Origin of the sequence: Arthrobacter pascens, from assembly GCF_030816475.1 — a bacterium.
Taxonomy (GTDB): domain Bacteria; phylum Actinomycetota; class Actinomycetes; order Actinomycetales; family Micrococcaceae; genus Arthrobacter; species Arthrobacter pascens_B.
Map to the genome: position 1 here is coordinate 1,206,759 of NZ_JAUSXF010000001.1, position 13,916 is coordinate 1,220,674.

Consider the following 13,916-nt stretch of genomic DNA (forward strand, 5'->3'; position numbering starts at 1 on the left):
CATGGAAACCGACGAAAACAAGGCTTTGATCAGGCGTTTCTACGAGGCGATCGATGCAGGGAACATCGACGCCATGGATGACCTGGTCGCCGAGGACTACCTTGACCACAATCCGCCGTTTCCAGGCATGCCGGCCGGACGCGAGGGGCTGAAGCAGGCCTTCCGCATCTTTTGGAAGGCCACCCCGGGAAGGCACGAGATCGAGGACCAGGTCGCGGAGGGCGACAGGGTGGTGACCCCGCCTGACGGCGTCCGGAACCCACGAAGGCGAACTCCCCGGCCCGCTCCCGCCCAGCGGTGCGCCCTTGCGCGAAAGCGCGGTGGCGGTCCATCGCATCCAGGACGGCCGGATCGTTGAGCATTGGTCGAACAGGGATGACCTGGGGTTGATGCAGCAGCTGGGCGTGATCCATCTCCCCGGGCAGTGACAGCGGTGAGCGTGAACTAGGCTGGACGGGTGAGGATTGACCTGCATGCCCACTCCAACGTTTCCGACGGCACGGAAACGCCCGCCGATGTGATGGCAGCTGCGGCCCGGGCAGGCCTGGACGTGGTGGCATTGACAGACCACGACTCCACTGACGGCTGGGCCGAGGCCTCGTTGGCCGCGCTGGACAACGGAGTGGCGTTCGTTCCGGGCATGGAAATTTCCTGCCGGACGGACCAGGGCATCAGCGTGCACCTCCTCAGCTACCTTCATGATCCGGCCCATCCGGGACTGCTGGAGGAGATTACCAAGGCCAAGGACGCCCGGCTTACCCGGGCCGAACGAATGGTCACCCTGCTCTCCGAGGACTACCCGTTGACGTGGGACGATGTCATCCACCATGTGGCACCCGGCGCGACACTGGGGCGTCCCCATATTGCCGATGCGCTCGTGGCAGCCGGAGTGGTCGCGGACCGCTCGGAGGCCTTCACCTCCATCCTGACCTCCCATTCGCGCTATTTCGTCCAGCACTACGCACCCGATCCTGCAACCGCCGTCGAACTTGTCTGCGCAGCCGGAGGCGTACCTGTTTTCGCCCACCCGGTGGCTTCGGCCCGGGGCAGGATCGTGGGGGAGCGCACCTACCGGGAGATGATCGACGCCGGCCTCGCCGGCCTGGAGATCGACCACCGGGACAATCCCGAGGACGGCCGGGAGTTCCTTCGTGGCCTCGCGGCCAAGCACGGACTGCTGGTTACAGGTTCATCCGACTACCACGGCACCGGCAAACCCAACCTGCTGGGGGAGAACCTGACCGCACCGGAGGTGCTGGCAAGGATCGAGGAGCTGGGCAGCGGAACCGGCGTAGTCCGCCCCTTCTAACCCAACCGGGTAGCAGCAGGTGTCGTTATGAGCGCTCATAACGACACCTGCTGCTCCTTACTTGGGTCCGTACGAGGTGAACTCGGCCTTGGCGCCCAGCCGCTTGGCCATGACGTCGATGGCCGGCTGGTTCTGGTCCACGCAGACGAACCTGCGGTCAAGCTTCGCGGCCACGGCGCCAAGTGTTCCCGAGCCGGCAAAGAAGTCCAGGCACCAGTCGCCGGGCCTGCTTGAGGCAGCCACCACGCGCCGGATGAGTCCTTCCGGCTTCTGGGTGGGGTAGCCGGTCTTTTCCTTGCCCGTCGGGGAGACGATGGTGTGCCACCAGACGTCCGTTGGCAGCTTGCCGAGCTCACGCTTGGCCGGGGTCACCAGGCCCGGGGCCATATAGGGCTCGCGGTCCACCTCGGCGCTGTCGAAGTGGTACGTGGCCGGGTTCTTGACGTACACCAGGATGTTGTCGTGCTTGGTCGGCCAGCGGTACTTGGCGCGTGCACCGTAGTCGTAAGCCCAGATAATCTCGTTCAGGAAGCATTCGCGGCCGAAGATGGCATCCAGCATCACCTTGGCGTAGTGGACTTCGCGGTAGTCAAGGTGCAGGTAGAGCGTCCCGTCGTCCGCGAGCAGCCGCCACGCTTCAACAAGCCGCGGTTCCAGGAAGGACCAGTAGTCGCTGAAGGCGTCGTCATAGCGGTGCAGGGCACCTTTGATGGTGTCGTAGGAGCGCCCTTTGAAACCGACGCGGTCGCCCGCACCGTCGGCGTTGACCACCATCTTGGTTTCCTGGCGCTGCTGTGCCCTGCCCGTGTTGAAGGGCGGGTCCACATAAATGAGAGTGAAGGCGCCGTCCGGCAGCGAAGGGAGGAATTCCGCGTTGTCCGCGTGTACCACCAGGTTGCTGCCGTCCGGCGCCCAGACAGTGTCAGTCATTGAGGCTGTTAGGCCTCGGCGCTGCCCGGCTGTGCGCCGTTGTCGCCACCAGCCACGATCTCGCCGTTGCGGCGGCGGGTGCGGGTCCGGCGGCGGGCACGGGTGGCCCTGTCCACTTCCGTGGCAGCTGTCCCCGCCGCTTCTGCCGGCTGGGCTGACGCGCCTGCGGGAGCCTCAGTGTCGGATGAACGACGACGGCGGTCACCGGAGCGTCCGCTTTCTTTTCCGCTGCTCGTGCTGCCGCTGCGGCGGCTGCCGGTCCGGCCGCCGTCGCGATTTCCCTCGCGCGCGCCGGAACGGGCGGTGTCCCTGGTGCCACGGGTGTTCTTCTTACCCGTCTCGCCCAGGTCCTCCAGGACTTCGGCGTCAACTCCGGCCAGCGTGCGCTGGTTGCGGGGCAGCCGGCCCTTAGTGCCTTCGGGGATGTCCAGGTCCTCGAAAAGGTGTGGGGAAGAGGAATACGTTTCGACGGGCTCCGGAACGCTGAGGCCAAGGGCCTTGTTGATCAGGCCCCACCGCGGCATGTCATCCCAGTCCACAAACGTGACAGCGGTGCCCTTGTTGCCCGCACGGCCGGTGCGGCCCACGCGGTGCAGGTAGATCTTTTCGTCCTCGACGCACTGGTAGTTGATGACGTGGGTGACGTCGTCGACGTCGATGCCGCGGGCGGCGACGTCGGTGGCCACCAGGACGTCCACCTTGTTGTTGCGGAAGGCGCGCAGTGCCTGCTCGCGGGCGCCCTGGCCGAGGTCGCCGTGGATGGCGGCCGCCGCGAAGCCGCGGTCCACCAGTTCCTCGGCCACCTTGGCGGCGGTGCGCTTGGTCTTGGTGAAGATGATGGTGCGGCCGCGTCCGCGGGCCTGCAGGATGCGGGCGACAACTTCGGTCTTGTCCATGCTGTGCGCACGGTAGATGAGCTGCCGGATGTCGCGCTTGGTCAGGCCCTCGTCATCCGGGTCAGCCGCACGGATGTGGGTTGGCTGGGTCATGTAGCGGCGCGCCATGGCGACGACGGGACCAGGCATTGTGGCGGAGAACAGGAGCGTCTGGCGGACAGCCGGCGTGCCGGCGATCAGGGTCTCGACGTCCGGGAGGAAGCCGAGGTCCAGCATCTCGTCGGCTTCGTCAAGGATGACCATCTTGACGTTCTTGAGGACCAGGTGCTTCTGCTTGTAGAGGTCGATCAGGCGGCCGGGGGTTCCCACGACGATCTCTACGCCCTTCTGCAGGGCATCCACCTGGGGCTCGTAGGCACGGCCGCCATAGATGGTGGTGATGCGGGCGTTGCGCTTGCGGGAAGCGGTCTGGAGGTCGTTGGCGACCTGGACGGCCAGCTCGCGGGTGGGAACGATCACGAGGGCCTGCGGGGCGCCCGGGACGGCGAGTTTGTCAAAACCGGCGTCGTCCTGGCCCACAACGCGCTGCAGGGCGGGAATACCGAAGCCGAGGGTCTTGCCGGTGCCCGTCTTGGCCTGGCCGATGATGTCATGGCCTGACAGGGCAACGGGCAGCGTCATCGCCTGGATCGGGAAGGGGTGGGTGATCCCGGCATCGGCCAGGGACTCGACGATATCGGCGCGGACGTTGTAGTCAGCGAAGGATTTCTCCTCGATTTCGTGCGGCTTCTCATCCGAAATGATGGTTTCTTCGGGCACGAGGGTTTCGATGCCGGAATCGTCAGTCAGAAGCTGGTGGGTATGCAATTCACTCACAGGTGAGTTTCCTTATTCATTTGGGCATTGGCGCTGCCTGCTCGACGGGCCGGCCTGCATGGCCGTTCCGGAGCACGCTCGGGCGCGCAAGCAAATCCAGTGGAAGCCGATCGCGGGCTATCTAAGTACTGGCACTGGTGACCAGCGGGTGTATCTCAAGATCGCGTAGGGGCGGGCTTGTTGAGTTCAAATCAAGGAAATCAACGACCGGGCATCCATTTCTACTCCTTCAGTCTAGCCGTACGGAGCCTGAATGCTGGCTTTGGGCCCCTGTGCGGAGTGTGCGGCACTGAAGTCACGGACGCCGGGCCTCACTCCACAAGTTCGAAATGGACTTCCCTGGTGGCTATATCCGAGGAGATCAGCCGCACCCGGACCTTGGTGCCCGGCTCAAGATCACCCGCGCACCGGGCCGTGACCGCCGGTTCAGCAATCTGGATAATCCCGGATCCGCCGTTGCCGTTGGCGCCGTTCCTGCCGTTAGCGGTCCCGTTCCTGCCGTTGCCATTGCCGCCGCCATTATCCTTCTGCGGCTTGGACCCCGAGATGACTATCGCGTCGAATTCCTGCCCGATGTGGTTGACCAGCAGGGCGGCTTCGACGGTGTCCAGTGCCATGCGTTCCATCCGCGACGCGAGCTGGTCGGAGCCGGCCATGATCACCGGCAGCGATGGCAGCGCTTCCCTGGCCCAGCCTGGCGCGGGCCTGCCGTTGCTGAGCGCCTCACAGATCACCAGCACGAAGCGGTCCACCAGCCGACGGAGCGGAGCAGTGGTGTGCGCATAGGCAGCACCGATGGCAGATTGGATGGCGTCCTCGGGGACGTCGCCGTCGAACGCCGTGTAGCTGGCGCCGCGGAACAGCATGCCTGCCGAATGGAGGATGGCCAGCTGGCGCGGGTCGAGGGGGTCCAGGGTTCGGAGATATTCACCGTAGCTGACCTCCCCGTCCCACGGCTTGCCGAGGGCCTCGGTCTGGATCCTGAAGTGGCCCAAGGAGCGTTCGTCGGGGGACGGCATGGTACGGAGGATCCCCACTTTTCCGTCCAGCATCAGCCTGGCGGCCGCCATCCCGGTCATGAGCGAAATCTGGGCATTCCAGTCCTCCACGGGAAGCTGGGGAGCGGCGGCAATGCGGTAGCCGCCGTCGGGCAGCTGGACAATCTCCTGTTCCGGCATGTTCAGGCTGGCTCCGCCGCGGGCACGCTCCAGGGCAACGCGCTTGAGTCCCACTTCTTTGAGGAGTTGCAGGACAGGGGTGGCTGTTCCGGCGTCGAGCTCCGCCTGGGCGCCTTTGTAGCTGAGCTTGGTGCGGCTTCGCATCCTGGCCCTCCGGACAGTCACGGAGGTGACCTCGGCGGCATCATCAAGCCGGAATTCCCAGACGAACGCAGAGCATAGCTGACCTGCGAGGAGGCTGCCGGCCTGCTCGCTGATGACTTCCGGATGCAGTGGGATCCGGCCATCCGGCGCGTAAAACGTCTGACCCCGGCGCCGGGTCTCGGCGTCCAGGGCGCCGCCGGGGACCACGAAGGAAGGAACGTCCGCGATGGCGTAAAGCACCTTGTAGCCCGTACCGTCGCGCTCGATGAACAGCGCCTGGTCCAGATCGGTGGACGATTCGGGATCAATGGTGAGGAACTCTACGTCAGTCAGGTCGGAGGCCGGCATCCGGTGTGAAGCCACGGCCGCCTCAGCGTCGCGCACCGCCTCGTCGGGGTACGGTCCCGGCAGTTCCAGTTCCGTTCTCAGCGCGCCCAGCGCCTCCTCGAGCGCGTTGGTGTGCTCGTGGACGTTAGGGGCCAGCCGATGATGTGACACGAAAATCAGGTTAGCCCGATTTCCACAGTTAGTGCACGCTATCGCCCCGGCGGCCGTTCGAGGGAGGGCACCAAGGCTTTAGGACATCCCGGCGTCAAGCGCGGCAAGCAGCGCTGAGGCCGCTTCTGCCGGATCCGGCGCCTCGGTGATGGCGCGGACCACCACCACCCGGCTGGCTCCGGCTTCCACCACCTGCTCCACGTTGCCCAGGTCAATGCCGCCGATGGCGAACCAGGGCACGGGTGCACCGCCGGGAGAGGATTCCGCTTTGGTTACCGTTCCGGCGGCGTACCTGACAAGGTCAAGTCCGACGGCGGCCCGGCCTGGTTTTGTTGGGGTGGCCCAGACAGGACCGACGCAGAAATAGTCCAGTCCCGCCGGGGCGGCCAGCATTGCGGCAGATGCCCCGATGGCGGCGTCGATCTGTTCCGTACTGTGAGTGGACAGGCCGATTTCCGCGTTCCCGTTCAGAAGGGTCCTGGCCGCCGGCAGCGGGAGATCCCTCTGACCGATATGGAACACGGGTGCCCCCGACAGGACAGCGATATCTGCCCGGTCATTCACCGCCCACAGGCGCCCGTGGCGCTGGGCTGCCTCTTTCAGGACCGCGAGGAGTTCGAGCTCCTCGGCCGCTTCGATGGCCTTGTCCCTGAGCTGGATGATGTCCACACCGCCGGCAAACGCAGAGTCGACAAACTCAGCAAAGTCGCCGCGCTCGCGCCGTGCGTCGGTGCAGAGGTAGAGGCGCGCACTGCCGAGGCCGCGGCCGCCGTCTTCACTGCCGGCCGCGTCGGAGCTGGTGGAGACGGCCGCGTGGTCAGAAAGGGCTGGGTTCATGCAAACCACCCTAGTTCCTCTAAACTGGGCTGGTACTGCGGGAGCCGCGGCGGCTGTCACAAAGCACCGGGCTGAGAGGGCGTCAGAGCCGACCGCTTGACCTGATCCGGCTAGTACCGGCGTAGGGAAGGAAACACGTCTTGCCCCCATCCCGGAGTCCCTCACCGGATTCTGCTTCGTCTCCCCGCATTTCAGGGCTGCTAAAAGCGGACGTGGCGGTGATCGGCGGCGGAGTCATCGGCCATGGCATCGCCTGGGAAGCGAGGCGTTCAGGACGTTCGGTGGTCCTCATCGACAACGCGCCAGGTTCCGGTGCGAGCTGGGCGGCCGCCGGCATGCTTGCGCCGGTCAGCGAGCTCCACTACCAGGAGCAGGACCTCCTGGAGCTCATGCTTGAATCCTCCGGCCTGTGGCCGGCCTTCGCCTCAGACCTTGCTGACGCATCGGGGCTGGACACAGGCTACCTCTCCACGTCCACTATCGCGGTGGCGGCCGACGCCGCTGACCGCAGGGTGCTCATGGACCTGCGGACCGTCCAGCAGGCCAACGGACTGACAGTGGAACCGCTCACGGTTCGTGAGGCCAGGGCCAGGGAGGGCCTGCTCAGCCCCGCGATATCCTGCGCACTGGACATCCCCGCCGACCACCAGGTGGATCCGCGGAAGCTGGTGGCGTGCCTCCGGCAGGTGCTCGCTTCGCATGAGCCCGGATCCGGAACCGACGTCGAAGGAGCCCGGGATGGCTTCGCTGTCGAGGACCGGGCTACGTCCCTCCTCTGGCAGGACGGGCGGGTCAGCGGCGTGAGGCTCGCTCAAGGCGGGACGGTCCTGGCCCGCGAGACTGTGGTGGCCAACGGGCTGCAGGCTTCATCCCTGGAGGGCCTGCCGGAAGGGCTCCGGCTGCCGCTGCGCCCTGTCCATGGGGACATCCTCCGCCTCGCCGTTCCGCAGCATCTGCGCCCGCTGGTTACCTCCACCGTCCGCGGGCTGGTCCACGGTGTTCCCGTGTACATCGTTCCCCGGCAGGATGGCTCGGTGGTCATCGGAGCAAGCCAGCGTGAAGACGCACTGTCCGTCACGGGCGACGGCGCCGTCTCCGCTGGCGGGGTCTACCAGCTGCTGCGCGATGCCCAGGCGCTGGTACCCGCCGTCGCGGAGTTGGAACTGGTGGAAAGCACCGCCCGGGCACGTCCCGCCACGCCGGACAACGCACCGCTGCTTGGCCGGGCAAGGGTGCGCCCGCTTCAGGACAGCGGGGAAGATGTTGCGGGGCTGATCATCGCCACCGGGTTCTTCCGTCATGGCGTCCTGCTCACCCCCGCTGCGGCGGCTATCTGCAGGTCCCTCATGGATGGCGCCGAGGACCGCCGCTGGCAGGCTTTCAGCCCCGCCAGGTTTTCCGGCACGCCCCTGGCCGGCCGCAACCCTGACCCACAAAAGGAAACAGCATGAACATCACCCTCAACGGATCGCACCACGCCGTGGCCGACGGCGCCTCCATCACCACCCTGGTCAGCCAGGTCACAGGCCGCCCCCTCGCGCCCGACGGGCAGGCGACGGACGGCCGGAAACTCGGCGTGGCCGTAGCGCACAACTCCGCAGTAGTTCCCCGCAGCCAGTGGCACGTCACAGCGCTCGCCGAGGGTGACGACGTGGAACTTGTCACAGCAGTCCAGGGAGGCTGAGCGCCATGACGGAAACCAGCGGCATCGACACAGTGAAGCAGCGGACGGACGCGGACAGCCTGGTCATCGACGGCGTCGCCCTCGGATCCCGGCTCATCATGGGCACCGGCGGCGCGCCGAGCCTGGACGGGCTCGGTGCTGCCCTGATCGCGTCCGGAACCGAGCTGACCACCGTGGCCATGCGCCGTTATTCGCCCGCCGAGACGGGATCGCTCTTCCAGCTCCTGGTGGAACACGGGATCCGGGTCCTGCCCAATACCGCCGGCTGCTTCACGTCCCGCGATGCCGTCATGACGGCGGAACTTGCCCGTGAGGCGCTGGAAACCGACTGGGTCAAGCTAGAGGTCATCGCCGATGAACAGACCCTCCTGCCCGACGCCGTTGAGCTGGTGGACGCCACGGAGCAGCTGGTCAACCGCGGCTTCAAGGTGTTCGCCTACACCAACGACGACCCCGTCCTTGCCCTTCGGCTTGAGAACCTCGGCGCCGTGGCCGTCATGCCGCTCGGAGCGCCCATCGGTACCGGCCTGGGGATCCTCAATCCGCACAACATCGAGCTGATCGTTTCCCGGGCGTCGGTGCCCGTGGTCCTGGATGCCGGCATTGGCACCGCCTCGGACGCCGCCCTTGCCATGGAATTGGGCTGCGACGCCGTGTTGCTCGCGACTGCCGTGACACGTGCCCAGAACCCGGCGCTGATGGGCGAAGCCTTCAAACACGCCGTTATCGCCGGTAGGCTGGCGAAAGCGGCCGGGAGGATACCGCGCCGCGAGCACGCCCTGGCGTCATCGGCCATGGAAGGCCGGGCAGAGTTCCTGTAGACCGGCATCCAGCCGCCGCGGCCGCCAGGACCGGGCTCACCGCGACGAGCCAAGGAGTCAGCAGTGGCCGGCAAGGAAGACATTCTCACCAGGGCGCGGATCGACGAGGCCCTGGACGGACTCCCGGACTGGCGGTACCGCCTGGGCGGACTGGTCACTGCCTACAAAGCGCCGACGGCGGCCGCCGCGCTGGAGCTGATCGCCGCCGTCGGGCGCCTCGCTGAGGAGCAGAACCACCATCCGGACCTGGACTGGCGGTATAACCGTGTCTTCATCCGGTTTACCTCCCACGACGCCGGCGGTGAAGTCACAGAGCGCGACACCAGGGCGGCAGCCGCGGTCAGCGCGGCTGCCTCAGCGGCCGGGGCAGCGGCTGAACCGGGCCTGTACAGGACGGTTGAACTGGCGATCGATACCGCGGAGGCCGCAGCGATCTCGGAAGTATGGCGCGTTGCCCTCGGGTATAAGCGGGTTGAGGGCGGAAACGATCTGGTGGATCCGTTCGGGCGCGGGCCCAATGTCTGGTTCCAGGAAACACCGACGCCCAACAGCAGCCGCATCCATGTGGACGTGCACTGGAGCAAAGCCGAATCCGGACCTGTCCTGGAGAAGACGGCTGCGACCGGCGCGTCAATGAACCGTGACCACGCACCCGACTGGGTGGTGGTCACGGATGTCCAAGGGAACCGATTGTGCCTGTGCACTGAGGAAGGCTATGACCCTGAGGCCTAGGCCCCCGCGCTAAAGCTTGAGCGCTGCAGTCAGCCGCATGGTGTCGTAACGGGCCCGGGTCCGGCCCAGGTAGGCAACCGCCGCGATGGCCGCGGCGGTTCCCAGCGCCGTGGGCAGGACCCACGGGATCCAGGTCAGGCCCGGCTGGTACCCAAAGCCCGCCGCCATGAAAATGATCCAGCTCAGTGCGGCCACCGCGACTGCAACGCCTGCGGGCAGGCCCATGCCGTATTTGGCATGCCGCTTGTCATTGGCCCAGACAATAAAGCCGGCGGCTGTGGTCACCAGGACAACGATGGTCAATGAAAGCATGGGATCTCCTCAGGATGCGGCCGGAGCCCGGCACAGGGGTCAGAACTGGCCGAAACCAACGCGGCGGGCCTCTTCGGCACCGATCTCGACGTAGCCCAGCGCGTTGCCGGGAACGATGATCACGCGTCCCTTGTCATCCTTCAGGCGCAGTTCGCTGCCCTTGGTAAGGGCCTCCTGGACAATCTTGGCGACCGCATCAGCATCCTCATCCGACTCAAGCACAATTTCGCGGCCAATGTTCTGAACGCCGATCTTAATTTCCAAAGCGGGGCCTCCCAGCCAATCAAAGTTTCGATGATGATGTCTTATTTGTAGTCTAGGTTTCCTTGGGGAAGCGAGAGATTCCGCGCCAAGCTAAACGGTAGATGAGGTCACTTGCCACATCGAGGTCAAGGTTCCCGTCCGTTTCCAGCCAGTAACGTGCGCTGACCTGTGCCATTCCGGCCAGCCCCCGCCCCAGGAGCTGTGCTTCCATGTGCGGCAGTTTGGTGTCCTCGGCGATGACCCGGGCAACGGCGTCGGCGAAGGTCCTGTTGAAGGTTTCCAGCCGGGAACTGACATCTGGATCGTTGATGAGGTCGGATTCGAAGACCAGCCGGTGCGCCTGGTCATCGCTGGCGATGAACCGGTAATAGGCCCGCATGACTGCCTGGACCCGTTCATCGTTGTCGGTGGTGGAGCCGAGGGCGCCGAGCATCAGTTCCGTCAGGGCCGTGAGATGGCTGTCCAGCAGGGCAAGGTACAGTTCGCGTTTCGACGGGAAATGCTGGTAAAGCACCGGCTTGCTGACATGTGCCGTCTCGGCGATCTCGTCCATCGCTGCGCCGTGGTACCCGTTGGCGACGAAGACTTCCTGCGCAGCCGCAAGAAGCTGCGCCCGGCGTTCGTCGCGGGGGAGCCTGGCGGACCGCTGGCCCGACGTGCGCTGGGGGGAAGTGGGTTCGCCGCCGGACGCCCGGTCAGTCCGTGCTTCATGGACCACAGTTTGTCCTACTTTCCATTGCAGTTACTTCCACTTTACTGCGCGGTAATATGACCGCGCGGGATCTCGGGGCCTACATTGAAGTATGGCTTCGACATTCACCGCAAATGCTTCGTCCGTTTCGCTTGAACCGCTGGTGGAGCCCGCGGGCGATCTGACCCCGGCGGAGGTGGAACGCTATTCGCGGCACCTCATCATTCCGGAGATCGGCGCCGTGGGGCAGCGACGGCTCAGGAATGCCAAAGTCCTGGTCATCGGAGCCGGGGGGCTGGGGTCCCCTGCGCTGCTGTACCTTGCCGCGGCGGGCGTCGGCACACTGGGAATCATCGACGACGACGCCGTGGACCTCAGCAACCTGCAGCGCCAGGTCATCCACGGCATCGCTGACGTCGGACGACCCAAGATCGACTCCGCCCGGGATGCCATCGCCGGGCTGAACCCGCTGGTGGACGTCCGGCTGCATAACGTCCGGCTGGACGCCTCCAACGCCTTGGAACTTTTCGCCGAATACGACCTCATCCTGGACGGCGCTGACAACTTCGCCACGCGCTACCTGGTCAACGACGCCGCCGCCATCCTGGGCAAGCCGTACGTCTGGGGCTCGATCTTCCGCTTCGACGGCCAGGTCAGCGTATTCTGGGAAAAGCACGGGCCGACCTACCGCGACCTCTATCCGGAGGCCCCGCCGGCAGGGTCAGTGCCCTCCTGCGGCGAGGGCGGCGTGTTCGGCATGCTGTGTGCAGCCGTGGGCTCGCTCATGGTGACCGAGGCCGTCAAACTGATCACCGGCGTCGGGCGTTCCCTCCTTGGCCGGGTGGCACTGTTTGATGCGCTGGGCGGCAGCTGGCGCGAAATTCGGGTCTCCAAGGATCCGGCGGCGGAACCCATCACCGAGCTGACCGACTACGACGCCTTCTGCGGAATTGTCCCCGCCGCGTCCGCCGATACCGAACACACAGTGACGGCGACACAGCTGGCCACCATGCTGGCGTCGCGGAAGGCCGGACTGAAGGACTTTGACCTGATAGATGTCCGGGAACCGGGTGAACACGACATCGTCAGCATCGAGGGTTCGCTGCTGATCCCGCAGGGAAGAATATTGGCGGGGGAGGCCTGGAGCGAGCTTCCGCAGGACAGGGACATCGTCTTCCACTGCAAAGCCGGGACCCGGTCAGCCAACGTGCTTGAAGCGGCACGGAAGGCCGGCTACCAGAGGGTCAGTCATCTCGACGGCGGAATCCTGGCCTGGGTGCGCGACGTGGAGCCGGGAAAGCCCGTCTACTGACCAGAGCCCGTCAGCAACGCTCTCTCACTTTTCGCACCAATTTGAACGACGCTCTCTCACTTCCGTGAAGGAAGTGAGAGAGCGTCGCCGGGGGGTCAGGCGCTTTCAAATCTTTGGTCAACCGGGCACTCGGCCTGCGTTGCAGGAGTGGCAGCGGGCTGCTCGACGGTGATTCCGTACAGCGTCTCCAGGGCAGCCACGTAGTCGTCCTGCTGCCCGTTGGAGGCAAGTTCGCGTGCGCGCACCGTGGGGACGTGCAGCAACTGCTTGACCATTCGGCGGAGCGCGAACTCAACTTCCTCGGCAGCGGCCGTGCATCCGTGGCGGGCCCGGACCTTTTCCATTTCCGCGTCCAGGACGCTCATGGTGTGCCTGCGCAGGGCAACAATGGCTGAATCCACCGAGCGGACCTCGCGTTCCTGTTCAAAGGCCCTGGCGGCGCCATTGACGATGTCGCTGGCCTGGGCCAGGGACTCGGCCTGCTCCTGGGGAGCGGCGAGGCGTACGGATTCGAGCGTGAGCAGCTCGACGCCGTCGAGCTCCCCGACCTCGGGGTCGAAATCGTGGGTGAGCGCGAGGTCAATGGCGATCAGTGGCTGCGGGGACTCCGCGCGGACCTCCGCAAGCTCGTCGGCCTCGACCCGGGTGTCCGAGCCGCTGCAGCCGATCATGACATCGGCCGCCGCCACAGCCGGTCGAAGTGATTCACTGTCCAGGGCCGTCCCGCCGCGAGTGGCGACAAAGCCCTCCGCACGCCCTGAAGAGGAGAACACGGAGATGTCGGTGCAGCCGCGTTCCCGAAGCAGGGCCATGGTGGCGCCCGCGTAGGCGCCGGTGCCGAACACCACGACTTTCTTGGTTGTCCAGTCCGCGTTCTCTGACAGATCCGTGGCCAGGTCCAGGGCCACCGACACGATGGACAGCCCCCGGGAGCCGAGGGCGGTCTGGGCACCGACGTCCTTTGCCGTTTTGGAGGCGGCCTGGAAGAGCCGGACGAGGCCGGAGCTGGCCGTACCTTCATGCTGCGCCGTGATGAGGGCACGCCGCACCTGGCCGGCTATTTCGCGTTCGCCGACGACGGCGGAGTCGAGTCCGGCGCTGACGGCGAAAAGATGCTGGCTGACTTCGGGCCCGGTCCGGGTGCCGAAGGATCGTGACACGAGTTGTTCGTTGAGGCCGCTCAGTTCGCTGATCTGCGAGACAAGGGCGGCGCGGGCTGCCTCCACGTCATCGGCATGGGGCGCTTCGCCGTAGATTTCGTACCTGTTGCAGGTGGCAAGCACCACCGCACCCGTCACTGCCGGCGATCCGGAGAGGGCGGATGTGGCGACCCCGGAAGCACCGTTGCTCAGTTGAGCAACGGTCTCAAGATCGATGTCGGCGTGTGTAGCCACCAATGAAAAAAGAACCACAGCACCACAATCATAGCTTTTTCGTGTCTCGGTAGAACAACCTGCGTGACCGCGACCCGGACCACGGTGCCGTGATTCCT

The 13,916-nt window shown here is 65.7% G+C and carries 15 protein-coding genes, 1 pseudogene and 1 riboswitch; of the genes and pseudogenes, 8 read left to right on the plus strand and 8 right to left on the minus strand.

The window, feature by feature from the left end:
- Nucleotide 1: 1 nt before the first annotated feature.
- From QFZ40_RS05655 to QFZ40_RS05660, 3 genes and pseudogenes are all read left to right on the plus strand, one after another.
- Nucleotides 2-313: pseudogene (locus QFZ40_RS05655) on the plus strand (ester cyclase); the annotation flags it as partial.
- The gene (locus tag QFZ40_RS21605; RefSeq protein WP_373427462.1) at nt 243-428 is read left to right on the plus strand and encodes an ester cyclase; all 186 of its coding nucleotides are present in this window, start codon (nt 243-245) and stop codon (nt 426-428) included. The pseudogene QFZ40_RS05655 and the gene QFZ40_RS21605, both read left to right, overlap by 71 nt.
- Before the next feature lie 29 nt (nt 429-457).
- Nucleotides 458-1,309, plus strand: a complete 852-nt coding sequence (locus QFZ40_RS05660) for a PHP domain-containing protein (RefSeq protein WP_306903318.1) — start codon at nt 458-460, stop codon at nt 1,307-1,309.
- 57 nt (nt 1,310-1,366) lie between these two features.
- Here the strand turns inward: QFZ40_RS05660 and QFZ40_RS05665 are convergent, their stop codons facing one another.
- The 4 genes from QFZ40_RS05665 to thiE all read right to left on the minus strand — a co-directional run bounded on the left by QFZ40_RS05665 (nt 1,367) and on the right by thiE (nt 6,608).
- Nucleotides 1,367-2,239, minus strand: coding sequence for a DNA-methyltransferase (locus QFZ40_RS05665; RefSeq protein ID WP_306903319.1), 873 nt, complete (start codon nt 2,237-2,239; stop codon nt 1,367-1,369).
- Nucleotides 2,240-2,247: 8 nt separating this feature from the next.
- Nucleotides 2,248-3,951 (minus strand): DEAD/DEAH box helicase, encoded by a 1,704-nt coding sequence (locus tag QFZ40_RS05670; protein ID WP_306903320.1) that lies wholly within the window; start codon nt 3,949-3,951, stop codon nt 2,248-2,250.
- Nucleotides 3,952-4,262: 311 nt separating this feature from the next.
- Nucleotides 4,263-5,771 carry an RNB domain-containing ribonuclease gene (locus QFZ40_RS05675; RefSeq protein ID WP_306903321.1) on the minus strand — a complete coding sequence of 503 codons (1,509 nt, stop codon included), beginning with the start codon at nt 5,769-5,771 and terminating at the stop codon, nt 4,263-4,265.
- A 78-nt stretch (nt 5,772-5,849) separates the two neighbouring features.
- Complete coding sequence (thiE, locus tag QFZ40_RS05680; RefSeq protein ID WP_306903322.1) at nt 5,850-6,608, minus strand: thiamine phosphate synthase; 759 nt, start codon at nt 6,606-6,608, stop codon at nt 5,850-5,852.
- 27 nt (nt 6,609-6,635) lie between these two features.
- Nucleotides 6,636-6,753: riboswitch (TPP riboswitch) on the plus strand.
- Here thiE and thiO point away from each other — a divergent pair.
- The 4 genes from thiO to QFZ40_RS05700 all read left to right on the plus strand — a co-directional run bounded on the left by thiO (nt 6,749) and on the right by QFZ40_RS05700 (nt 9,845).
- Nucleotides 6,749-8,059, plus strand: coding sequence for a glycine oxidase ThiO (gene thiO / locus QFZ40_RS05685; protein WP_373427396.1), 1,311 nt, complete (start codon nt 6,749-6,751; stop codon nt 8,057-8,059). Its footprint overlaps the riboswitch before it by 5 nt.
- On the plus strand, nt 8,056-8,292 hold the full coding sequence (gene thiS / locus QFZ40_RS05690; RefSeq protein ID WP_306903324.1) for a sulfur carrier protein ThiS: 237 nt from the start codon (nt 8,056-8,058) through the stop codon (nt 8,290-8,292). The genes thiO and thiS overlap by 4 nt, the downstream gene beginning before the upstream one ends.
- Nucleotides 8,293-8,297: 5 nt before the next feature.
- Complete coding sequence (locus tag QFZ40_RS05695; RefSeq protein ID WP_306903325.1) at nt 8,298-9,113, plus strand: thiazole synthase; 816 nt, start codon at nt 8,298-8,300, stop codon at nt 9,111-9,113.
- 63 nt (nt 9,114-9,176) lie between these two features.
- Nucleotides 9,177-9,845, plus strand: coding sequence for a 4a-hydroxytetrahydrobiopterin dehydratase (locus QFZ40_RS05700; protein ID WP_306903326.1), 669 nt, complete (start codon nt 9,177-9,179; stop codon nt 9,843-9,845).
- Between the two features lie 9 nt (nt 9,846-9,854).
- Here QFZ40_RS05700 and QFZ40_RS05705 read toward each other — a convergent pair whose 3' ends face one another.
- The 3 genes from QFZ40_RS05705 to QFZ40_RS05715 are packed head-to-tail and all read right to left on the minus strand — an operon-like array spanning nt 9,855 to nt 11,139.
- Entirely contained in the window at nt 9,855-10,157 is a 303-nt protein-coding gene (locus QFZ40_RS05705) for a hypothetical protein (protein ID WP_306903327.1), read from the minus strand.
- Nucleotides 10,158-10,196: 39 nt separating this feature from the next.
- Nucleotides 10,197-10,421 (minus strand): DUF3107 domain-containing protein, encoded by a 225-nt coding sequence (locus QFZ40_RS05710; protein WP_306903328.1) that lies wholly within the window; start codon nt 10,419-10,421, stop codon nt 10,197-10,199.
- A gap of 52 nt (nt 10,422-10,473) precedes the next feature.
- Nucleotides 10,474-11,139 (minus strand): TetR/AcrR family transcriptional regulator, encoded by a 666-nt coding sequence (locus tag QFZ40_RS05715; protein ID WP_306903329.1) that lies wholly within the window; start codon nt 11,137-11,139, stop codon nt 10,474-10,476.
- A gap of 85 nt (nt 11,140-11,224) precedes the next feature.
- On the opposite strand from QFZ40_RS05715, the gene moeB reads away from it, so the two are divergent.
- Entirely contained in the window at nt 11,225-12,424 is a 1,200-nt protein-coding gene (gene moeB, locus QFZ40_RS05720) for a molybdopterin-synthase adenylyltransferase MoeB (protein ID WP_306903330.1), read from the plus strand.
- A gap of 95 nt (nt 12,425-12,519) precedes the next feature.
- Here moeB and QFZ40_RS05725 read toward each other — a convergent pair whose 3' ends face one another.
- Nucleotides 12,520-13,836 (minus strand): glutamyl-tRNA reductase, encoded by a 1,317-nt coding sequence (locus tag QFZ40_RS05725; protein ID WP_306903331.1) that lies wholly within the window; start codon nt 13,834-13,836, stop codon nt 12,520-12,522.
- Nucleotides 13,837-13,916 lie beyond the last annotated feature (80 nt).

What these genes read in the sequence shown, in the direction of transcription:
- QFZ40_RS05665 (WP_306903319.1), bottom strand. Translation starts at nt 2,239, where the DNA reads ATGACTGACACTGTCTGGGCGCCGGACGGCAGCAACCTGGTGGTACAC.
- thiE (WP_306903322.1), bottom strand. Translation starts at nt 6,608, where the DNA reads ATGAACCCAGCCCTTTCTGACCACGCGGCCGTCTCCACCAGCTCCGAC.
- thiS (WP_306903324.1), top strand. Translation starts at nt 8,056, where the DNA reads ATGAACATCACCCTCAACGGATCGCACCACGCCGTGGCCGACGGCGCC.
- QFZ40_RS05695 (WP_306903325.1), top strand. Translation starts at nt 8,298, where the DNA reads ATGACGGAAACCAGCGGCATCGACACAGTGAAGCAGCGGACGGACGCG.
- QFZ40_RS05705 (WP_306903327.1), bottom strand. Translation starts at nt 10,157, where the DNA reads ATGCTTTCATTGACCATCGTTGTCCTGGTGACCACAGCCGCCGGCTTT.
- moeB (WP_306903330.1), top strand. Translation starts at nt 11,225, where the DNA reads ATGGCTTCGACATTCACCGCAAATGCTTCGTCCGTTTCGCTTGAACCG.